This is a genomic window from Rhodococcus sp. P4_F3_2 (assembly GCF_056401335.1).
In genome coordinates, this window is the sequence record NZ_JBFUJN010000019.1 from 1 (window position 1) to 22010 (window position 22010).

General features: G+C 63.0%; 20 protein-coding genes. 12 read left to right on the forward strand and 8 right to left on the reverse strand.

Going from position 1 to position 22010, the window contains the following annotated elements; genetic code table 11:
• The 4 genes from AC1DWA_RS19915 to AC1DWA_RS19930 all read left to right on the forward strand — a co-directional run.
• Positions 1 to 1210 (forward strand): hydroxymethylglutaryl-CoA reductase, degradative (locus tag AC1DWA_RS19915; protein WP_477916937.1); only part of this gene is annotated, 1210 nt, incomplete at its 5' end.
• Positions 1211 to 1215: 5 nt separating this feature from the next.
• A complete protein-coding gene (locus AC1DWA_RS19920) occupies positions 1216 to 2184 on the forward strand; it encodes a hydroxymethylglutaryl-CoA lyase (RefSeq protein WP_080910802.1) in 969 nt (322 codons plus the stop codon).
• A 61-nt stretch (positions 2185 to 2245) separates the two neighbouring features.
• Positions 2246 to 2752 (forward strand): hypothetical protein, encoded by a 507-nt coding sequence (locus AC1DWA_RS19925; protein ID WP_019748825.1) that lies wholly within the window; start codon positions 2246 to 2248, stop codon positions 2750 to 2752.
• Positions 2749 to 4131, forward strand: a complete 1383-nt coding sequence (locus AC1DWA_RS19930) for a tripartite tricarboxylate transporter permease (protein ID WP_283568198.1) — start codon at positions 2749 to 2751, stop codon at positions 4129 to 4131. Before AC1DWA_RS19925 ends, AC1DWA_RS19930 begins: the two co-directional genes overlap by 4 nt.
• Positions 4132 to 4190: 59 nt before the next feature.
• On the opposite strand, the gene AC1DWA_RS19935 is transcribed toward AC1DWA_RS19930, so the two are convergent.
• The 3 genes from AC1DWA_RS19935 to AC1DWA_RS19945 form a co-directional block, all read right to left on the reverse strand.
• Positions 4191 to 5603 (reverse strand): GGDEF domain-containing protein, encoded by a 1413-nt coding sequence (locus AC1DWA_RS19935; protein ID WP_477846899.1) that lies wholly within the window; start codon positions 5601 to 5603, stop codon positions 4191 to 4193.
• Positions 5604 to 5683: 80 nt separating this feature from the next.
• Positions 5684 to 6367 (reverse strand): dethiobiotin synthase, encoded by a 684-nt coding sequence (bioD, locus tag AC1DWA_RS19940; protein WP_477846900.1) that lies wholly within the window; start codon positions 6365 to 6367, stop codon positions 5684 to 5686.
• Positions 6364 to 7509 (reverse strand): 8-amino-7-oxononanoate synthase, encoded by a 1146-nt coding sequence (locus tag AC1DWA_RS19945; protein WP_477846901.1) that lies wholly within the window; start codon positions 7507 to 7509, stop codon positions 6364 to 6366. The genes bioD and AC1DWA_RS19945 overlap by 4 nt, the downstream gene beginning before the upstream one ends.
• A 38-nt stretch (positions 7510 to 7547) precedes the next feature.
• Between AC1DWA_RS19945 and AC1DWA_RS19950 the strand changes: the two genes are divergently transcribed.
• The 5 genes from AC1DWA_RS19950 (at position 7548) to AC1DWA_RS19970 (ending at position 15511) form a co-directional block, all read left to right on the forward strand.
• On the forward strand, positions 7548 to 8840 hold the full coding sequence (locus AC1DWA_RS19950) for an adenosylmethionine--8-amino-7-oxononanoate transaminase (protein WP_477846902.1): 1293 nt from the start codon (positions 7548 to 7550) through the stop codon (positions 8838 to 8840).
• Between the two features lie 57 nt (positions 8841 to 8897).
• Positions 8898 to 11237, forward strand: coding sequence for a glycogen debranching protein GlgX (gene glgX, locus AC1DWA_RS19955; RefSeq protein ID WP_020908048.1), 2340 nt, complete (start codon positions 8898 to 8900; stop codon positions 11235 to 11237).
• 13 nt (positions 11238 to 11250) lie between these two features.
• Positions 11251 to 13608, forward strand: a complete 2358-nt coding sequence (treY, locus tag AC1DWA_RS19960; RefSeq protein WP_477846903.1) for a malto-oligosyltrehalose synthase — start codon at positions 11251 to 11253, stop codon at positions 13606 to 13608.
• Between the two features lie 94 nt (positions 13609 to 13702).
• Positions 13703 to 14515: a mycofactocin-coupled SDR family oxidoreductase gene (locus AC1DWA_RS19965; RefSeq protein ID WP_477846904.1), complete on the forward strand. Its 813-nt coding sequence runs from the start codon at positions 13703 to 13705 to the stop codon at positions 14513 to 14515.
• A gap of 66 nt (positions 14516 to 14581) precedes the next feature.
• Positions 14582 to 15511, forward strand: coding sequence for an NADP-dependent oxidoreductase (locus AC1DWA_RS19970; RefSeq protein ID WP_020908050.1), 930 nt, complete (start codon positions 14582 to 14584; stop codon positions 15509 to 15511).
• Between the two features lie 6 nt (positions 15512 to 15517).
• On the opposite strand, the gene AC1DWA_RS19975 is transcribed toward AC1DWA_RS19970, so the two are convergent.
• Entirely contained in the window at positions 15518 to 15937 is a 420-nt protein-coding gene (locus AC1DWA_RS19975; RefSeq protein WP_020908051.1) for a PaaI family thioesterase, read from the reverse strand.
• Positions 15938 to 15992: 55 nt separating this feature from the next.
• Here AC1DWA_RS19975 and AC1DWA_RS19980 point away from each other — a divergent pair, with 55 nt between their 5' ends.
• Complete coding sequence (locus AC1DWA_RS19980; protein WP_416315414.1) at positions 15993 to 16586, forward strand: TetR/AcrR family transcriptional regulator; 594 nt, start codon at positions 15993 to 15995, stop codon at positions 16584 to 16586.
• A 34-nt stretch (positions 16587 to 16620) separates the two neighbouring features.
• On the opposite strand, the gene AC1DWA_RS19985 is transcribed toward AC1DWA_RS19980, so the two are convergent.
• Entirely contained in the window at positions 16621 to 17517 is an 897-nt protein-coding gene (locus AC1DWA_RS19985; RefSeq protein ID WP_477846905.1) for an EamA family transporter, read from the reverse strand.
• An 83-nt stretch (positions 17518 to 17600) separates the two neighbouring features.
• Here AC1DWA_RS19985 and AC1DWA_RS19990 point away from each other — a divergent pair, with 83 nt between their 5' ends.
• Positions 17601 to 18491 carry a LysR family transcriptional regulator gene (locus tag AC1DWA_RS19990; RefSeq protein WP_387405432.1) on the forward strand — a complete coding sequence of 297 codons (891 nt, stop codon included), beginning with the start codon at positions 17601 to 17603 and terminating at the stop codon, positions 18489 to 18491.
• A 1-nt stretch (position 18492) separates the two neighbouring features.
• Here AC1DWA_RS19990 and AC1DWA_RS19995 read toward each other — a convergent pair whose 3' ends face one another.
• From AC1DWA_RS19995 to AC1DWA_RS20005, 3 genes are read right to left on the reverse strand one after another with little or no spacing between them, the layout of a single operon-like run.
• Positions 18493 to 18849, reverse strand: coding sequence for a PLD nuclease N-terminal domain-containing protein (locus AC1DWA_RS19995; protein ID WP_477846906.1), 357 nt, complete (start codon positions 18847 to 18849; stop codon positions 18493 to 18495).
• A gap of 57 nt (positions 18850 to 18906) precedes the next feature.
• Positions 18907 to 19530: a TetR/AcrR family transcriptional regulator gene (locus tag AC1DWA_RS20000; protein WP_019748839.1), complete on the reverse strand. Its 624-nt coding sequence runs from the start codon at positions 19528 to 19530 to the stop codon at positions 18907 to 18909.
• A gap of 57 nt (positions 19531 to 19587) precedes the next feature.
• On the reverse strand, positions 19588 to 19782 hold the full coding sequence (locus AC1DWA_RS20005; protein ID WP_003941743.1) for a DUF1918 domain-containing protein: 195 nt from the start codon (positions 19780 to 19782) through the stop codon (positions 19588 to 19590).
• Positions 19783 to 19960: 178 nt separating this feature from the next.
• Here AC1DWA_RS20005 and AC1DWA_RS20010 point away from each other — a divergent pair, with 178 nt between their 5' ends.
• A complete protein-coding gene (locus AC1DWA_RS20010; protein ID WP_021333707.1) occupies positions 19961 to 21973 on the forward strand; it encodes an MFS transporter in 2013 nt (670 codons plus the stop codon).
• The last annotated feature ends 37 nt before the right edge of the window (positions 21974 to 22010 follow it).

The window sequence follows — 22010 nt, forward strand, 5'->3', positions numbered from 1 at the left end:
TCTCCGCCAGACGGACCTGACCGAAGCAGACATCGCGGTCTACGACGCTGCCGACGGTCTCACCATCGATCAGGCCGATCGCATGGTCGAGAACGTAGTCGGCGTCATCGGCATCCCGGTCGGCGTCGCCACCAACTTCACGATCAACGGCACGGACTACCTGATCCCTCTCGCCACCGAGGAGCCGTCGGTAGTCGCAGCCGCGAGTAACGCTGCCCGCATCGCACGCGGACTCGGCGGCTTTCACGTCTCGAGCACCCCGCCGATCATGCAGGCCCAGATACAACTCGTCGACGTCGTGGATCCGGCGGCCGCCCGAATCCGACTCCTCGAGGCTCGCGAGGAAATCATTGCACTCGCCAACGAGCAGGACCCGAAGTTGGTCAGCGTCGGCGGTGGTGTGAAGGACATTTCGGTTCGCATCGTTCCTTCGGACAAGGCCACCTACGTGGTCCTCCATCTTCATGTCGACGTACGAGATGCCATGGGCGCCAACGCCGTCAACACGATGGCCGAGGCAATCGCGGATCGAGTCGCCGAGATCGGCGGCGGACACGTCGTCCTGCGCATTCTCACCAACAAGGCCGATCTGCGGCTGACGCGCGTGCGCGCCGTGTTCGACGCCGAATTGATCGGCGGCGCAGAGGTTGTGGACAACCTGATCCATGCCGCGCGCTTGGCGGAGCTGGATCCCTACCGCGCCGCGACGCACAACAAGGGCATCATGAACGGCATCAGCGCCGTAGTGCTGGCTACCGGAAATGACACGCGCGCAGTCGAAGCCGGATGCCACTCCCATGCAGTCAACGCCGACGGAATCTACTCCTCGCTCTCGCATTTCGAGAAGAATGCCGACGGAAACATCGTCGGCACCCTCGAGCTGCCCATGCCGGTCGGCCTCGTCGGCGGGGCCACCAAAGTGCACCCCGTAGCGCAGGCCGCAATCAAGATGCTCGGCGTCGAGAGCGCCGAGGAACTCGCCGGCATCATCCTGGCAGTCGGTCTGGCGCAGAATCTGGCCGCTGTCCGCGTTCTGGCCAGTGAAGGTGTCCAACGCGGACACATGGGACTGCACGCCCGCAACATCGCTGCCACCGCCGGAGCGCAGAAGAGCGAGATCGACGCCGTGGTCGCACGCCTGATCGCGGACAAGAGCATTCGCGTCGAACATGCCGAGAAGGTTCTCGCCGAGATCCGCGGCGGAAACTGACGACAATGACCGAAACAGTTGCAGGATCACCAGTGTGGAAGCCGGCGCCTCATCGAGTGCCGGCGCCGGGACTACCGACCTCGGTCCGGATCTACGAAGTCGGGCCACGCGACGGACTTCAAGCAGAGACGGCGGTGATCCCGACCGAGACGAAAGCCCAGTTCATCGAACGCCTCGTCGCGGCCGGTTCCCGCACTGTCGAATTGACGAGCTTCGTCTCACCTCGATGGATCCCGCAACTCGCGGACGCGGAAGAATTGATGGATCGGCTGCACCTGCCGGACTCGGTACGTACGGTCGTTCTTGTCCCGAACCGCAAGGGTCTCGAGCGGGCCGTTGCCGCCGGAGCGCGCGAAGTTGCAGTATTCGTCAGCGCTACAGAGGAATTCGCTAAACGAAACCTCAACTCGACGGTAGACGGCGCTATAGCCGCGGCCACCGAGGTCACTGCCGCCGCAAGAGCTCTGGGACTTCCCGTCCGCGGCTACATCTCGATGTGCTTCGGCGACCCTTGGGAAGGCACTGTGCCCGTCGAACGTGTCGCCGACATCGCGAAGACCCTGGTCGACAGCGGTGTCACGTCACTCTCACTCGGCGACACCATCGGCGTCGGCACACCTGGCCATGTGCTCGCCTTACTCGACGCCCTCCGAGAACGTGGCATCCCCACATCGCAGATCGCCATGCACTTTCACGACACCTACGGCCAGGCGCTGTCGAACGTCTATGCGTCGTTGACCGCTGGAGTATCCGAATTCGACAGTTCAGCAGGTGGTCTCGGACGGTGCCCGTACGCCAAGGGCGCGACCGGGAATCTCGCCACCGAGGACCTGGTGTGGATGCTCCACGGCCTCGGGATCGACACCGGCATCGACCTGGATTCCCTTACCGACACAAGTAGTTGGATGGCCGAACAGATCGGACACTCGAGTCCGTCCCGAGTCGTCACCGCCCTCCGCGCAGCACGTACCTGACACTCGCACGCAAGCCCCTCCCTGTACGACCCCCTGCCATGCATGACACTGGAGAAGACTGATGTCACCACCGCAGTCGGCAACGACGCCGACCACCACAACCGCGCCGACCGATCAGCAGACATACCTCGAAGTCTGGGGCGACACTGTCAACGGTCGACACCTCGCGATCTCCGTCGCAGTCGGCAGTGTCGTGGGCGCCTCGGCTCTGCTTGCGGCCCAGTCGCTGTTCGAACGGGTCGTCAGCGAACCCTCGTTGGCCCAGGCGTACAGCCTGCTGGTCGGGATCGCGGCCTGCCTGCTCGCCGGCGTCGTCTGCGGAATCTTCATCAAGCCGAAGCGGATAGTCGCCTTGGCCGCCGCCGATGCGGAGTCGATCGACGGTGTCATCACGACGATGAGTGAGCAGCGTCAGGGTCTGGGCACTCTCGCCGACATWCCGGAGCAGAGTCGACAGGAACTTCGCGAACTCGGTCTGTACGACCACTTCGCCGCTGCCGAGGCCGAGCACGCACAGGCCTCGAAGACATCGCCCTCGAACCCGCCGAAGGACGGTGGGCGCGCATGAGTTCGGTTCTGACCAACGAAATTCTCATCGCCGTTCTCTTCGGCATCATCGGTGCTGTCGCGTTCACGTTCATCGGATTGATCTCCGGCACGGACGAGACCGCCACCATCGCACCGCTGACTCTGCTCGTGATTCTGCTCGGCGCTCCCCCGGCGGCAGTCTTCACGTTCTTCCTCTCCGGTGCGATCGCCAAACACATGACGCATGCGGTGCCGACGATGCTGCTGGGCATTCCCGGCGACACGATGGCGATTCCGCTCTTGCCGGAAGCGCAGATGATGCGCTCACTCGGCATCCCGCACATCGCACTCCGCAAGGCGATCTCGGGAGCAGTGATCTCGGCGTTCGTCGCCGTGCCGGTTGCCGTCCTGTTCGCGACCATCCTCGCGCCGTTCGCCGACACCGTTCAGTCGATCGCACCGTGGCTGTTCCTGGTCGCCGCCATCGGCATCGCCTATGCCTCACCAGGCCGCTGGGCCGGGGTGGTCGCCCTCGTTCCGTTTGTCATCTTGATCCTCGGCGCCCGCGCGTTGACGTCGAATTACGATGTGTCGCTGAACATCAGCTACTTCCTGGCCATTGCGGTCGGGCCGCTGATCGCCGACCTCGCGCTGACCCTGGGGCCGTCGAGCCGCAAGGACATGGAACGCAGCGAACCCAAGACCGTCGCACTGGCCCCGGACATCAAAGGATGGAAGGGATACTTCCCCAATCCTCTGAAGGTCCTCGATCGCAAGCAGATCGGTTACACCGCAGCCGCTTCCACGGTGTCGAGCGCAACGTTCGTTTTCAGCCCCGTCGCCATGACAGTTCTGATGGGTGAGCTGGTAGGTGCGCGGATCAAGAACGGATATCACCGACTGACCACCATGGTCTCGGCAAAGAACGGTACGACGGAATCCACCTACATCGCGGAAACCCTCATCCCTCTCGTGGCCTTCGGCCTTCCGCTCAGCCCGCTGGCAGCAGGTCCCGCGGCCCCTCTGTTCAACGCTCCGCCGGTCTTCGAGACCAATCAGGAAACCGGAGTGATCAACAATCTCTCCACGTACCTGACGCAGTGGGAGTTCCTGCTCTACGGACTGCTCGCAGTGGTCACGGCAACGGTCATCGCGTACCCGTTTGCCATGAACTACGCGTACCGCGCTGCGTCAACGGTGGTCAAGCACATCAGTCACGAAGCTGTGATCGCGGTGTTCACGGGACTGGTCGTGGTCATCAGCATCTGGGAGGGCGGCATCCTCGGGCTTCTGATCACCGTGACGGTCGGCCTGGTCGGTGGCCTTCTCGGGCGCCTGTTCAAGATTCACGGCGGTGTTCTGTTCATGGGTTACTACGTGGCGCTGTTCAGCGTTCCTGCCCTGATCAATCTGTTCTGATTCGCTGGATTCCACCAACACGTGCGGACCCGCAAGAATGTGGGTCCGCACGTGTTTCTTCAGCTACCGACCGTGAGAGCCACGGTTCGATTCCGGTCCAGCTTCTTCGCTCGGTACAACGCCTCGTCAGCGCAATCGACCAATTGCGTCAGGTCTGCGTCGCCGTGGGGTGAACATGCGACGCCGATGCTGACCGTCGGCCCGAGTTCACCCAATACCGCCGACGAATTCTCCGCTTGTGCGCGTCGAATCATCTCGGCCGTTTCGGTCGCACCCTCGAGATCGACGCCGGCCATCAGTACGACGAACTCCTCACCGCCCAACCGGGCGAAGAGATGCTTGTCATCGAGGTTCCGCCGCACCTGATCGGCAAAACTCACCAACGCGGTATCGCCGGCGCGATGGCCGAGGTTGTCGTTCACCATCTTGAAGTGATCCAGATCCATCATCAGGACGCTCACCGGACGACCAGAGTGGCGACGCGGATCGGGCGCACCCGTCACGCTGCCGCCTCGCCGCAAGAACTCGTCCCGGCGCAACGCACCGGTGAGATCGTCGTGGGTGACGGCCTGTGTGAGTGCCTCGAGCGCGCGGCGGCGCTCGAGGATCACACACGCCACCGCGATCGGCGCTACCGCCAGCAACGACAATCCGATCTGGACGGACGCACTGACGGGCGAGACGCCTTCGCTGGACAATCCGAGATGCCCGTCGGCCGTCAGTACCAACGTCCAGGCAGTTGATGCGGCGGTGAGCACCGACGTGACAAAGACATTGGTGAGCAAAGCGGCAGTCACCAGCGCCGGCATGGCAAACGCGATCGCTCCGGCGCCGCCGATCACCCACTCCAAGATGATGCAGATGGCCAGCAGCGCTGTCGGAACAACTGATCGACGCAGAAGTGTGGCAACAGCTTTCGGGTCTCGATCCACCCGCCGAAGCGAAGGGAAAGTCAGCACCAACGGGACGATGGTCATGTAGTTGACGAACTCACTCGAGAACCAGAGCAACCAGCCGTCCCACCACTGCCCGCCGAACAGCACGCGGTTCGCGATTCCGCCCACGAGCGCCGCCATCGACGCGGCCACGACAGTCATCGACACGAGATAGCCGACGGACTGAATACTGGTCAGTCGACGATCGTCGCCGCCCACCCAGCGGAAGGCGTAAAAGCCACTCGCAACACCGACGACGTTGGCCGCGTTGAGCCACACCGTGGACTCCCACGCCCCGCCCGTGATGAGGTCGGCTCCAACGTAGCCGGCTGCAGCGCAGATCCAGGTGAGCGGTGTGGCCGAGCGCGGCGATCGAAAGAGAATCCCGAGAAGCAGCGCATTGGCCGGCCAGAAGTCAGCAAGCGTGCCCGGTAGGCGGCTCAGAATTCCGACCAGGCACGAGGCGAAGACGACTACGCCGATAAGCAGTGCGCGACGTACGGCCGATGACGACAACGACTTTTCGACCGTGCTCACCACCTACATTCGGCTGACCTACTCACAATTCGCCCTACTGTGCCTTGGCTATCGATGCAGACAAATCGGATGTTACGGCGTCAGATGGCCAAAGGAGACTTACCGAGCGCGCCCGAAGCGGTCTGAGCAAACTCTTGGACACTCTCGCTGCCCCTTCCCGCAGGCATCAACCCGAGAAGGGGAACACCACTGACCGAGACAAGATCCTCGCGATTGCACCTCTCGGCGAGGTCCGGTTCCTGCGGCCACGAACCGATCACCAACCCGGCGCATTCCACACCGGATGCACCCAGCGCTTCCACGGTCAGAGCGGTGTGATTGAGCGTGCCCAGGCCGGACGCAACCACCAGCACTACCGGTGCTGCCAGAGCTGCGGCGAGATCGCGCGCGGTGAACCCGTCCACCCCCAACCGAACCAGCAAGCCGCCGGCACCTTCGATCAGGGTCAAGTCGTGGGTGGTGTCCAGGTCGCGAGCAACTCGGACTACGTCGTCGAGCGCCAACAACGGGAGACCACTTCGACGTGCAGCAGTATCCGGCGCCAAAGGTTCGGGATACCGCGCCAACTCGACCAGCGTCATGCCGCCACCGGTCAGACGCTCGATCTCGGCCAGATCACCCGCACCGTCCACGTCGACGCCGGTCTGGGCCGGTTTGAGCACTGCAACCGACTTGCCCGACTGCAAGGCCACCGATGCCAATGCGGCTGTCACCACTGTTTTTCCGACGTCGGTCGACGTTCCGGTCACCAGGAAAATGCTCATGCTCGGGCACCGGCCAAGACGCCGCGCAGTACGAGAGCGATCTGCTCCATCTCGGATGCGGACAGCGTCGCTCGTGCGGTCAGACGCAGCCGTGACGTTCCTTCCGGAACCGACGGCGGGCGGAAGCAACCGACATGCAACCCCTGGTCCCGGCACGCCGACGCGGCATCGAACGTCCGTTGCGGATCGCCGAGAACGACCGAGACGACAGCAGATTCAGGCGACGGCGCACCGGTGACGTCGGCGAGTTCGGATGCCCGGGCCAGGACGTCGAGCGCTCGCGTCGGCTCGCGCTGGAGTACGGCGAGTGCAGCTCTKGCCGCGCCGACAGCGGCGGGAGCGAGACCGGTGTCGAAGATGAACGTTCTTGCCGCGTCGATGAGATGCGCGCGAATCTTGTTGTCGCCGAGTACAACTCCGCCCTGGCTGGCGAGCGACTTGGACAGCGTTGCCGTCACGACGACGTCAGGTTCACCCGCCAGGCCCGACTCGTGGACGAGTCCACGTCCACCGGCACCGCGCACACCGATGCCATGCGCCTCGTCGACCAGCAGGATCGCCCCGTACTCGCGGCACACCTGATGCATCTCCCGCAGCGGCGCGAGGTCTCCGTCGGCGCTGAAGACCGAATCCGTGACGACCAGCGCTCGCTCTTCCACTCTGCTGCGCAACGTGTCGGCGAGAAAGCTCACGTCCGAATGCGGAGCTACCGCAACCCGGGCACGTGACAGGCGGCAGGCATCCACGAGTGAGGCATGCGATCCCGCATCGGAGACGATCAACGATCCGGGACCCGAGAGCGCCGTCACCGCGCCGAGATTGGCTGTGTAGCCGGAAGAGAAGACCAGTCCGGAGTCCGCCCCGACGAACTCGGCCAGTTCGACTTCGAGCAGGTCGTGTTCGGTGGTGGTGCCGGTGACCAGACGCGAACCCGTGGCGCCCGCGCCCCAACGGCGCAGAGCCGCCGTTGCACCCTCGATCACGTCGGGGTGCCGCACGAGTCCGAGGTAATCGTTCGACGCCAGGTCGATCAACGGGGAGTCGACCGTGCGAGGACGGAGTTCGCGGCGCAGTCCAGCGGCCCTACGGTCCGCTTCGACGGCAGTGAGCCAATTCAGCGAGGTGTTCACTTTTCCGACCATACTTGAACACCGTTCAACTCAATGGTTAGGGTGCATCCGTGCTCACAACCGGATTTGATCCCCATGACGTCTCCGCCATCGATGCCGATGTCCTCTGGCATCCGTACGGATCATTTCCCGCGTCGACTCGTCCGCTGATCGTCGACTCTGCCCAGGGGGCTACCCTCACGCTCTCCGACGGCCGCCGATTGGTCGACGGAATGAGCTCGTGGTGGGCCGCCATTCACGGATACCGCAATCCCGTGCTCGACACTGCTGCTGCACGGCAGCTGGGCAAGATGAGTCATGTCATGTTCGGCGGACTGACGCACGAACCCGCCGCTCGCCTCGGGCGACTGCTCGTCGACATCACACCACCTCACCTCGACAAGGTGTTCCTCTCCGACTCCGGTTCGGTGGCCGTCGAAGTAGCAGTCAAGATGTGCCTGCAGTACTGGCGGAGCCTCGGAAAACCGTCGAAAAATCGTTTGATGACCTGGCGCGGCGGATATCACGGCGACACATTCACCCCCATGAGCGTCTGCGACCCCGACGGCGGCATGCACTCTCTCTGGACCGACGTCCTTCGCCCTCAGGTCTTCGCGCAGACTCCCCCGGCGGACTATCTCCCCGAATACGTGCAGGAGTTGGAAACGCTGCTGGCCGAGCATCACGAGGACCTCGCCGCGGTGATCGTCGAACCGGTAGTCCAAGGCGCCGGCGGAATGCGTTTCCACGACCCCGCATACCTGATCGACCTCCGTAACCTCTGCGACAAATACCAAGTCCTCCTGGTCTTCGACGAGATCGCGACCGGATTCGGACGCACCGGTGAACTGTTCGCCGCCGATCATGCCGGCGTCAGTCCCGACGTCATGTGCGTCGGCAAGGCACTGACCGGCGGGTACATGAGTCTGGCGGCAACGCTGTGCACCACGGAGATCGCAGAGACCATCACTGCCGGCGAGGGCGGCGGACTGATGCACGGCCCCACCTTCATGGGCAATCCACTCGCGTGCGCTGTCGCGGTCGCGTCGACCGAACTTCTGCTCGCAATGGACTGGCGGCGTGACGTCGCAACCCTCGAAGGTGGCCTCACTCGCGGCCTCGCCGAAGCCGTCACAATTCCCGGGGTGGTGGATGTTCGAGTCAAAGGCGGAATCGGGGTGATCGAACTCGAGCAGCCGGTCGAGATGCAGAGCGCCACCGATGCGGCCGTCGACGCCGGGGTCTGGCTTCGACCGTTCCGCAACCTCGTGTACGCGATGCCTCCGTACCTGTGTTCGGACGCGGAGGTGGAACAGATCACAGCCGGAATGCTTGCAACCGCCCGCAGCCAGGCGAAACGGTGATCAGCGGCGTAGACAGTCGACAAGATTCGATCGGCTGCACCCGATAGGGTCTGATTCATGGATCAACCGCCGAGCGCGCCCTCAGCCACTCCCATCCCGGTATGGCCTGGCAGTGCGTACCCACTCGGTGCCACCTACGACGGCGCGGGGACCAATTTCTCGCTCTTCTCCGAGGTCGCCGAAGCCGTCGAACTGTGCCTGATCGCCAAGGACGGCACCGAAACCCGCATTCGGATGGACGAGGTCGACGGTTACGTCTGGCATGCGTACCTTCCGTCCGTGTCCCCCGGCCAGCGATACGGCTACCGCGTGCACGGGCCGTACGATCCGGCTGCAGGTCTGCGCTGCGATCCGAGCAAACTCCTGCTGGACCCGTACGGAAAAGCGTTCGACGGAGACTTCGACGGAGATCGTTCACTGTTCTCGTACGACGTCGAGTCGGCGGCGGACCCCGAACCTGCTGGAGACGACGAAACTCCTGCCGTGGAGCCGGAAGAAGCCACCGACGAAACGAGTTCGGAGGCCGAATCGGGCGAGGTGGGCCTCGAAGACGAGTCACCCACGGACGATCAGGAATCGGACGAGAGCCTCGACCCAGAACCCTTCGATCCCGAACCGCTCGTCGACGAACCCGCTACCATCCCTTTCCCCCAACATGATTCGCTCGGTCACACGATGTCGACCGTCGTCATCAATCCGTTCTTCGACTGGGCATCCGACCGCTCGCCGAAGCGTCCGTACCACGAGACGGTCATCTACGAAGCGCACGTCAAGGGTATGACCGCGACGCACCCCGGAGTTCCGGAGGAATTGCGCGGCACTTACGCCGGACTCGCGCATCCGGTGATCATCGAGCACCTCACCAATCTGGGTGTCACGGCGATCGAACTGATGCCGGTCCATCAGTTCATGCACGACCAGGTGCTGCTCGATCAGGGACTGCGAAACTACTGGGGCTACAACACCTTCGGCTTTCTTGCTCCACATACCGACTACTCCTCGGCCGCCAAACCCGATGCGGCCGTGGCGGAATTCAAGGCAATGGTGCGCAGTTTCCACCAGGCGGGTATCGAGGTGATCCTCGACGTGGTCTACAACCACACTGCCGAGGGCAACCACATGGGGCCGACCATCAGCTTCCGCGGAATCGACAACGCCGCCTACTACCGACTGGTCGACGGCGACGAAGCGCACTACATGGACTACACCGGAACGGGCAACAGCCTCAATGCCCGTCATCCGCACACCCTGCAATTGATCATGGACTCGCTGCGGTACTGGGTCACCGAAATGCATGTCGACGGTTTCCGCTTCGACCTGGCCTCGACACTCGCCCGTGAACTGCACGACGTGGACCGCCTTTCCGCCTTCTTCGATCTGGTGCAACAGGATCCGATCGTCAGTCAGGTGAAACTGATCGCCGAACCGTGGGACGTCGGCGAAGGCGGTTACCAGGTCGGCAACTTCCCAGGCCTGTGGACCGAATGGAACGGCAAGTACCGCGATACCGTCCGCGACTACTGGCGTGGTGAGCCGGCAACGCTGGGCGAGTTCGCTTCCCGCCTCACCGGATCCTCTGATCTCTACGAGGCGACCGGACGTCGCCCCGGCGCGAGCATCAATTTTGTCATCGCCCACGACGGTTTCACCCTGCACGACCTCGTCTCGTACAACGAGAAGCACAACGAAGCCAACGGCGAGAACAACAACGACGGCGAATCGCACAACCGATCCTGGAACTGCGGCGTCGAAGGCCCCACAGACGACCCCGAAATCCTCGAACTGCGTGGACGTCAGAGCCGAAACATCCTGGCTACGCTGATGCTCAGCCAGGGCACCCCGATGCTTGCTCACGGCGACGAGATGGGCCGAACTCAGCAGGGTAACAACAACGTTTACTGCCAGGATTCGGAACTGTCATGGATGGATTGGACGCTCGCGGAAACCAATGCGGACCTCGTCGAGTTCACCAAGCGCGCAATTGCCTTGCGCGCCAAGAACCCGGTCTTCCGGCGTCGTCGATTCTTCGAGGGCCGACCCATTCGAAGTGGCGATCAGGGCCGAGACATCGCCTGGCTCACGCCGTCGGGCGAGGAGATGACTCCGGCCGACTGGGACAGCGGTTTCGGTAAGTCGTTGGCCGTCTTTCTCAACGGCGACGCGATCCCGGAACCGAACTACCGCGGCGAGCGTGTCACGGGAGATTCGTTCCTCCTGTGTTTCAACGCTCACTACGAAGATCTCGAATTCTCCACCCCCAACGCGGACTACGCGTCGGAGTGGACCGTCGTACTCGACACCTCGGTCCCCACTGGTGAGAGCGATACCGTGATCAAGGCCGGAACAACATTGGATGTAAAAGCGCGAGCATTGACGGTACTTCGCAGAACCGCCTGAGGGAGACGTGCACATGGCCCCGATAACCAGCACCTACCGACTGCAGTTGCGACCGGATGCATTCACTCTTCGTGATGCGGCCGCACAGGTGGACTACTTCGAGGCATTGGGGGTCTCACATCTTTATCTCTCCCCCATCCTCACTGCGACGTCCGGGTCGACGCACGGCTACGACGTCACCGATCCGACGACCGTGTCCGAAGGACTTGGTGGCCGCGAGGCTTTGGTGGAGTTATCGCGCGCGGTTCGATCACGTGGGATGGGCCTGATCGTCGATCTGGTCCCCAACCATGTCGGTGTCGCCAAACCTCGCGAAAATGCTTGGTGGTGGGACGTTCTCACGCACGGGCAGTCGTCGGAGTACGCGGACTTCTTCGACATCGACTGGGCAGACAACAACGGGGCCAACGGCAAACTCTCGCTCCCGGTGCTGGGCAGCCAGGACGATCTCGACGCACTGACTGTCGAGAAGGATGGTGAGGAAACACTTCTCGCGTTCTACGAGCACCGCTTCCCTGTCGCCTCCGGCACCGAATTCGGATCTCCACAGGAGGTCCACTCCAGGCAGTCGTACCGACTCGTACCGTGGAACGCCGGAATCATCAACTACCGACGGTTCTTTGCCGTCAACGAACTCGCTGCACTGCGCCAAGAGGACCCCAAAGTCTTCGAACTCTGCCATCGGCAATTGAAGTCGTGGGTCGATGAAGGACTGATCGACGGCGTTCGCATCGATCACCCGGACGGACTCGCCGATCCGGCGGAGTATCTGGGGCGCCTGCGGGAACTGATCGGACCAGATCAGTGGCTCGTGATCGAAAAGATCCTCGGCCATACGGAACCACTCGATCCGCTGCTCCCGATCGACGGCACCACCGGATACGACGCACTCAATCAACTGGGCGGCATTTTCGTCGATCCCGCCGCCGAACTCGAATTGACCGAACTCTCCGCAGATCTGACCGGCGACGACGGGGACAGTACGTGGTTGCATCACACCGAACGTCAGTTCAAACGCGACACCGGGCGCGGTGACCTTGCACCCGAGGTTCGCAGACTCGTGCGCGCAATCCGACGCGAAACCGGAAGTCGTTGCAGTGAGACCGAACTGAACGACGCAGTTGTCGTCGCGATCGCTCGGATGCCGGTCTATCGATCCGACTACAGTCCGCTCGCCGGTTTGGCCGCTCGCATCGTCGGCGACATGCACGAACTGGCTCCTGGGCATGAAGCAGCGTTCAACGTGCTGGCGCAGTCCCTGGTGAACGGCGGTGAAGCGGCGGTTCGCTTCCAGCAGGTGTGCGGCGCCGTCATGGCGAAGTCCGTCGAAGATCGACTCTTCTATCGGACGGCGCGACTGGTCTCACGTCAGGAAGTCGGCGGCAACCCTGCATCACTTGCCGTCTCCGTCGCCGAATTCCATCTCCACAACGCGGACCGAGCGAAGCGGTGGCCGCGGGCGATGACGAGTCTGTCCACTCACGACACCAAACGCGGCGAGGACGTGCGGGCACGGATCGGTGTTGTGTCTCAGGTGCCGACGCTGTGGGCCCGGCTGATTCGCGAGTGGGAAGACGTGTGCCCCAGCCCTGATCCGCTTACCGGATTGTTCTTGTGGCAGAACATCATCGGTGTGTGGCCGGCGGACGGCCGCTCGGCAGCCTCGGTTCCAGAGCTGCGCGAGCGTTTGCACGCCTATGCGGAGAAAGCCGTCCGCGAGTCCGGCGCCAGAACTTCCTGGAACGATCCGGACGTCGACTTCGAGTCGGCAGTGCACCGCTGGATCGACGAGGTGATCGACGGCCCGGTCGGTGATTCGGTCAGCGAATTCGTCGGCCGGATCGCGCGTCACGGCTGGTCGGACTCTCTCGGCCAAAAGCTGCTCCAACTTCTCGGGCCCGGCGTTCCCGACGTCTACCAGGGCACTGAGCTGTGGGAGGACTCGTTGGTCGATCCGGACAACCGGCGGCTTGTCGACTACGGAACGAGGCGATCACTGCTCGATTCCGGCGCCGCGCCGATCGACGCAACAGGAACCGCAAAGTTGCACCTCGTTCGCACGGCACTGACACTGCGGCGGGAGAACCCCTCGTGGTTCGATCACGGTGAGTACCGGCCGGTCTTCGCTTCAGGTTCCGGATCCGGTCATCTGGTCGGCTTCTCGCGCGGCCCGGCAGGTGATCCGCCCATGGTCGTTGCTCTGGCGACGCGACATTCGCTCGGACTCTCGTCGCACGGTTGGAGAGATACGCGAGTGGACCTGCCAGATGGCGAATGGGTCGACGCACTGAGCGGACAACCCGTCTTGTCTTCGGATGCGCGGGACATCTTCGCTGCCGGGCCATGTGCCCTGTTGACCAGGGTGCGCTGAGCGGTTTCCGCTGACTGGGCATTCACCCCCGAAAAGAACTTCGTCACGCTAACTTCCGAAGAGCAGATCGTCACCACTAGTCGGAGGTTTGAGCATGGCCGCCAGTCGATTCACCGGAAAAGTTGCCTTCATCACCGGAGCCGCCCGTGGTCAGGGGCGCGCCGAAGCTGTCCGGCTGGCAGAAGAGGGCGCAGACATCATCGCCGTCGACGCGTGTGTTCAATTCGAATCCACGTCTTACGCCGGCGCCACCGAAGACGACCTGGCCGAGACAGTCGAACTGGTCAAGGCTCTGGACCGACGAATTGTCGCTATCAAGACCGACGTCCGCGACTTCTCTGCGCTGTCCGCGGCGCTCGATGCCGGCATCGACGAACTGGGGCGCCTCGACGTCGTCGTCGCGAACGCCGGAATCTGTTCTGCCAACATGTCCTGGGAAATCACGCCCGAGCAGTGGCAGGAAACGCTCGACGTCAACCTGACCGGCGTCTTTCACACCGCCAAGGCAGCGATCCCGCACCTGATCAAGCAAGGCACCGGTGGCTCGATCATCTTCACCAGCTCCGTCGCCGGCCTGCGTGGGCTCCCCTTCCTCGGCCACTACGTCGCGAGCAAACACGGCATCACCGGTCTGGCCAAGACGATGGCCTCGGAATTGGGGCAGTACAACATTCGGGTCAACACCATCCACCCGCACGGCGTGGAAACCGGAATGCAGATGACGGACATGCGGCCGCTCATCGACGCCAACGCTCACACCCTCGGTCCGATCTTCATGCAGACCTTGCCAGACCCGGTCAGCCAGCCGGAGGACATCGCCGCAGCCGTCGCGTTCCTCGGTTCCGACGAGGCCCATCACATCACCGGCATCGCGATGCCGCTCGATCTGGGCACCCTGATCCGCTGATCGAATCTTCTCGAGTTTTTCCCGTCCTCGGGGAATATCGCTTCCCCGAGGACGGTTGCGCGAGACATGACCAAAACTGTTGTAGCGCAGACGTACGGCACGCCCGAGGTCCTGGAGCTGGTGGACATCGATTTACCGGCACCGAAATCAGGCGAAGTCCTGGTCGACGTGAAGGCGATCGGCGTCAATCCATTCGACTTCAAGCTCTACAGCGGTGCTTTCGGCACTGATCCCGAGAAACTTCCGATCCGCCTCGGCGGCGAGGCAGCGGGCGTCGTCTCGGCGGTCGGCGACGGCGTTACCGGTGTTGCAGTCGGCGACGAGGTGATCGTCAGCCCCGGCAACGGTCTTTACGCCGAACAGGTAGTCGTTCCGGTCTCCTCGATCACCGCGAAGCCCGCCGGCATCAGCTGGGAACAGGCGGCCGGACTCCTTCTCGTCGGCGGAACTGCAGTCGACGCCCTCGACACCATTCGCGTCGGCTCCGGGGACACTGTCCTCATCCACGGCGCGTCCGGTGGCGTCGGCGCTATTGCGGTTCAGCTCGCCGCAGCACGCGGTGCCACCGTGATCGGCACTGCGGGAGCATCGAATCAGGACTACGTGCGCTCGCTCGGCGCCACGCCGGTGCTCTACGGCGAGGGCCTCGAAGCCCGCGTTCGTGAACTCGCACCGAACGGTGTCGACGCCGCTTTCGACACCGCCGGAACTGACGAAGCCGTCGATACATCTCTGGCGTTGGTCACCGACAAGAGCCGTATCGTCACCATCGTCGCGTTCGGACGCGCCCAGACCGACGGCTTCGCGTCTGTCGGCGGAGGCAATCCGGCAAGTGCCGAAGCACGTTTGAAGGCTCGCTCCGAACTGGTCGAACAAGCCGGGTCCGGACACCTCACCGTGAAGATCGCCAAGACCTTCCCACTCGCAGACGTCGCACTCGCTCACACCGAGTTGCAGAGTTCTCATCCCGCCGGGAAGTTCATCCTCATTCCCTGAGGTTCCCTAAGCCTGAACGGCGAGTGGAACCAAGAGGGTAGTGCCGAACGCGACGAGCACGGATTCGCCTTCGCGTTCGGCATGTACCTCGGCAGTGACGAACACCTGCTTGCGCCCAGCCTTGACCGAGCGTGCCGTGGCGACGAATGCCGTTCCTACTCCCGGGCTCACGAAATTGACCGCGCAGTTGGACGCCGCCACGACACCAACCTGTGTAAAGGCAGCAAATCCGCACGCAGTGTCGATAAGTCCCGCCACAAGCGCAGCGTGCAAGTGTCCCGAGTACTGGCCGAGATCCTCACGCCATTCGAGCCGCAGGCAGACACGTCCTGGTTCGGCCTCCGTCACTTCGAATCCGGCCCACCGGTTGAAGGCCGCCGAGGCGTTGACTGCGCGCAACTGTTCCAGCATTTCCGAATTTTCCATGTAGACCAGTCTACATAGATTGTGGTGGATCGCTGGGGTGTTTAAGCTCCAACTCGTGGCGACTCCCCCGAAACACCGCGAAGCACTGGTACGAGCTGCAGCCGATCTGTTTCGCCGCCAGGGGTATGCGGCTACGGGGCTCAACGAGATCCTCAAGTCGAGTGGCGCCCCGAAAGGTTCGCTCTACCACTACTTTCCCGGCGGCAAAGAGCAGATCGGCGAAGAGGTCGTCCGCGTCGGCGGGCAGTTGGTCACCGACACTCTGACCGAACTCGCCGACAACCACCCGGACGCCGGAGGACTGCTGCGCGAGTATGCGCGGTTGCTCGCTGGATGGGTGAGCGATTCGGACTTCCACGAAGGCTCGCCGATCACGACGGTGTTGTTGGAACTTGCCCCCGATTCGGAAAGCGTGACAGCCGCAGGACAGGCGGTCTACCGACAGTGGACTTCGCTACTGCGCGACTCACTGATCGAGTCCGGTGTCGCACGCACTCGAGCGGAACGGCTTGCCGTCCTGGCAGTGTCCGCACTCGAGGGTTCGCTGGTGCGGGCTCGCGTCGAACGATCCGGTCAACCGATCCTCGATTCGCTCGGCGAGGTCGCCGACGTGTTCGCCGGAGCCATCGCTGCGGCGGCCGTGCACTGAGCTGACATGCCCTGAGCGAACGGCACTCTCGGTCTCATGAAGGCGCTGAAAGGTACGTTCGCTCGGAATCGGAGGGTGGGCCTGCCGGCTTCCCGCCACCACCCCGAGCACCACCGCGGGCCGCGCCGATCCCCGCAACGACGACGCATGCGATACCTGCCACTGCCAGAACACTCGGAACTTGTTGCAACACAACAAGACCGATGAGCTGCGCGAATGCGGGTTCGAGACTCATCAGCGTGCCGAATGCTGCCGTCGACAGCCGCCGCAGTGAGACCATCTCCAGAACGAACGGCACGACGGGCAGCAAGATCGCAAGTCCGAGGCCCACGAGAACCAGGTGCGGGGTCAGCCGCCCAATGGCCGAGTGGCCCACGGCAATTGTCGCGGCCAACCCGGCAACCGCCATCGACACCGCCAGCCCGTTGATACCGGCAACCTCGTCGCCGACCCGCTGGGTGAGCAGTATGTACATCGCCCAGCAGAGCGCCGCGCCAAGTGCGTACGCCACACCGACCAGATCGACTGTCCCTGCCCACGGTTCGGTGAGAAGGACTACGCCCACGCCTGCCAGAACCGGCCACARAACGCGGCCACGCCCCCGGAGCAAAGCAACCGTCAGCGGACCAAAGAACTCCAGCGCGCTTGCCGTTCCCAGAGGAAGACGCTCGACGGCCGCCATGAACAACAGCGTCATGCCGGCGGTGACCACACCCAGGACCACGCAGGCCAGAAACGCTTTGCGAGTGAACGCGGAGGGACGGGGCCTGACGATGATCAGAAGAATGATGCCCGCCCAGGCGAGACGTATCCACGCTGCTCCGTCTGCTCCGAGCTGATCGATCAGACCCACAGACACGGCGAGCCCGAGCTGCACGCACAACATCGCCAGAACAGCCAGGCCCACTCCGGCCCGCGCTTTCGTATCCATAGCTGAATTGAACGGGACGCCAACCGTTCGTGTCCACGCGATTTTGACCTACATTATGTTCACGATTAGTGAATGATCGAACGATGGAAACCCGTCGACTCCATCTCCTCCTCGAACTCTCCCGCTTGGGTTCCATGCGCGCGGTCGCCGAAGCTCACAACCTCACGACATCGACAGTGTCCCAACAGCTCGCGGCTTTGACCGCGGAAACCGGTACTGCATTGATCGAACCGGAAGGCCGACGCGTTCGCCTCACACCTGCCGGTCAACGACTCGCCGATCATGCCGTCACCATCCTGGCAGCCGTGGATGCGGCTCGCCTGGACCTCGATCCGACCGCCGAACCGGAGGGGACACTGAGAGTCGGCGGATTCGCTACTGCCGTCAGAACCGCGATGCTCCCCGTCGCCCTGAGCCTGCAACACAGCCATCCACAGGTAGACGTGGTGATCTGCGAGTACGAACCGGCCGAGGCTTTTGCCCTACTCGAACGAGACGACCTGGACCTCGCGCTGACGTACGACTACAACCTCGCCCCCGCATCCCCGAGCTCGTTACTCGAAGCACTACCGCTCTGGTCGACGCCGTGGGGATTATGCGTTCCCGACAACGCCCGCACACCCGACGAGTCCACGAAATCCGGGATCGATCTCCGTGCCTTCGCAGACACACCATGGATAGTGAACTCGCGAAATACAGCCGACGAGCGGGCCGTGCGAACCCTCGCGTCACTGGCTGGATTCACCCCTCGGATCACTCACCAGATCGACAGTCTCGACTTGGTCGAACTCTTGATCCTCAGTGGTTACGGCGTGGGGCTGATGCCACTCGAACGCAAGACCCGCGAAGGCGTACGCGTCATGCCGCTGACCGATCCGCCTGTCATCCTCACCGCCTATGCGGTGACGCGTCGCGGCCGATCGTCGTGGCCGCCGCTTCGGCTCGTGCTGGACCGCCTCACGGCCTACCGATAACTCAAATCCGATCAGCGTCGCCGTCGCGGCGCTGCTGCTTGGCAATTCGACGCTGCTCTTCCGCCCGCTCGCGGCACTGACGCAAGAATGCTTCGTCCGCCGCCGGATCCTGCGCAACGGCGCGTCCCGGACGCTCGTATTCGCCGTAACCGGTTGGACCGACGTAACCGCGGGGCGCGTTCTGTCCGCGCCCGACCACCAGCCACAGAACGGACCCCAAGGTGGGAAGGAAGATGATGATCAGCATCCAGACGACCTTGGGTAGGTACTGGATGTAGGCGTCATCTCTCGTGATGGCGTCGACGATGCAGAAAATCCACAGCAACATCGTGATGAGGCCGAACAAGGCATAGGGCACGCTGGCGATTCCTCCCGAGAATAAAAAACCCTCGCCATGCTAACGAAAACAGACCGATTAGTACATTAGATTCTGGCGAATGTTGAACTCGAGCCATCCTCGGTATGCATCGACATCCCATCCACTGACCCGACGCAATTGCTGATGAAGCTGAGGCGAGACGAAAGCGGCAAGTATGCCCGCGGCTTTCTCGAGCGAAATCTCGGGCCTCAACAATCCGTGCTCGGACAGACCCTCGGCTATCGACATCGCATTGACGGCCGACTGATCCGACGATTCCTCGGACAGTCGCCGCATGTCGGCATCCGCACCTGACGATTCGACCGCGACCATCATCAGAGCGCCGGCACGTTCGAGCAGTCCGATGCCCTGTGCCACGATCTGGGAGACGATCCGGCGAACGTCATCGGGGTCCGAGGCCAGGTTCGGCGCGCCGAGTGGAACCTCGTCGGCATCGAGCGCCGCGGCGAGGGCCGCTTCGAAGATCTCGAGCTTCCCGCCCGGGAAGGCTGTGAACACCGTCCGGTTGGCGACGCCGGCCGAGTCGGCAATCTGTTTGACGGTGGCACTGACGTATCCGTCTCGGACAAACAAGGTCGTCGCCGCATCACGAATGAGTTCACGCGTTCGCTGTGCGGAAGCTTCACGCACGCGGGAGTGGTACTGGCGTCTGCCCTCCATTGCGCACACTTTAGCCGCATTCGATGCAACGGCCATGCATGGAAAGAATCGTGCAGTTCAGGAGCCTTTTCCGGGGTGATCTATCCAGCCGTCGCTACCGGGAAACACCAACGCCTCGTGCCCGTTGTCGTACCTGACCAGATAGGGCGGCCCTCCGTCCTCCCCGTGAACTTCAAGGACCTCGGCAGTTACCTCCGCCTGCCCAACCACGCGTCCCTGGACATGGAGACGGTCACCCACTTCGGCATGCATCACTCCTCCTCGCTGCCCGCTCGCGCGGGCGCAGACCAACCACTGACGTTGTTCCCGCGATACCGACTTGGAAACCCTGGGCGGGTTGCCGTCGTGAGGAATCGCATATTCACCGAAGGTGACAGCGAGGGGTGAACAGTGGTTCACTCATGGGTGAACTCCCGTTCACCACCGCCGCGTGAAGGACCGTCTCTTGGCATTGCACTCGTCTCCGACCACTCGCCGTTCAAGTCGGCTCATCACCGCAATTCTCTGTCTTTCCGGCACCGTGGTCGCGCTGCAGCAAACGATGGTCATTCCGTTGTTGCCAGATTTCCCGAAAATCCTCGGCGTCAGCGCTGACGACGCCTCCTGGCTCGTCACCGTCACACTCCTCACGAGCGCCGTCGCCACTCCGATCGTCTCCCGCCTGGCAGACATGTTCGGAAAACGACGCATGATGCTGATCTCGATGACGATGATCGTGGTCGGATCACTGGTCGCGGCGATCGGCGGCAACTTTGTCGCCCTGCTGATCGGACGTGGCCTCCAGGGCTTCGCGATCTCGATGATCCCCGTCGGAATCAGCATCATGCGCGACGAACTGCCCAAGGAGAAGGTGGCGTCGGCAACAGCCTTGATGAGTGCCACTCTCGGAATCGGCAGCGCACTCGGGCTCCCCCTGTCCGGGTTGATCTTCGAGCATCTAGGCTGGCCCGCCATCTTCTGGCTCTCGGCAATCGTGGGCGTCCTGTTGATCATCGCGGTTGCCGCCGTCGTCCCGGAATCGAGTGTTCGCACCCGCGGCAAATTCGACTTCCTCGGCGCGGTCATGCTCTCGACAGCACTCACGGCGATCCTCCTCGCCATCTCCAAGGGCGCCCGTTGGGGATGGACGAGCGAACTGACATTGCTCATGTTCGTCATCGGAATCGTGACGCTCGCACTGTGGTTCCCGTACGAACTTCGCGTCACCCAGCCGATGGTCGACTTGCGAACGTCGGCCAAGCGGCCCGTTCTCCTGACCAACGTCGCCTCGATCCTCGTCGGCTTCTCGATGTATGCGAACAACCTCTCCACCACTCAACAACTCCAGATGCCGAAGATCTCCGGCTACGGCTTCGAACTGGGAGTGATGGCGGCCGGACTGTGCATGATTCCGGCAGGCCTCGCGATGGTCTTCTTCGCTCCCGTCTCCGCGAACATCACGAAACGATTCGGAGCCAAGATCACCCTGATCGTCGGCGGCACTGTGCTCGCGCTCGCCTACATCGCGCGCGTGTTCCTGACCGGCTCGATAGCACTGATCATCATCAGCGCGGCGGTGGTCAGCATCGGAACTGCAATCGCCTACTCCGCGATGCCGATGCTGATCATGCGATCGGTTCCGATCACCGAAACCGCGTCGGCAAACGGCCTCAATTCGCTGCTCCGCTCAGTCGGTACGTCCACATCCAGTGCAGTGGTTGCCGCCATGCTCACCTCGATGGTCATCCCGTCCGGGCCGGGCGAGGGCCTTCCGTCGATCGACGCCTTCAAGAACATCTTCTGGCTGGCCGCCCTCGCCGCCGTGGCTGCTGCCGCTGCCGCTGCGTTCATTCCTCGCCGCGGCGCAAAACCGGAAACGGCGCTTCGCCCGGTGACCCCGGAAGGGTTCGAGCTTCCCGATGCCGCCGCGTCCGAAACGGAAATTGTGGTTGCCGGTCGTGTGGTCCGAGCCGACAGCCGACCGATCCGGCAGGCTGTTGTCACCGTGATGGATATGGAGGGGCGACCGATCGACTGGAGTCGCGCCGACAACGAGGGCAACTTCTCCCTCGCACTACCCCGGCCCGGACGGTATTTGGTAGTGACGAGTGCCGACGGCTGGTCCCCTCGGTCGCAGGTGATCGCTTTCGACAGCGCGCAATCGACGCACACCGTCGAACTCGGTGACCGCCTCACCATCTCCGGCAAGGTCGGAGTCGACGGCCGAACAACCTCGGGAACCGTCGTCACACTCACGAAACCGACCGGCGAATTCGTCGCATCCACCGTCACCGACGGAACCGGGCACTACGGAATCGCACTCCCGACATCCGGCCGGTACATCCTGACCGCGCTGACCGAGAGTGGACACGGCACATTGGCTCGTCAGATAGCGGTCATCGCGCAGTCCACCGTCGTCGACTTCGACGTACCCGTCGATGCCGAGCCGTTGACGACAGTATGAGCAACCAAACGCATGGCGATCGGGTACCGAGGCGAGC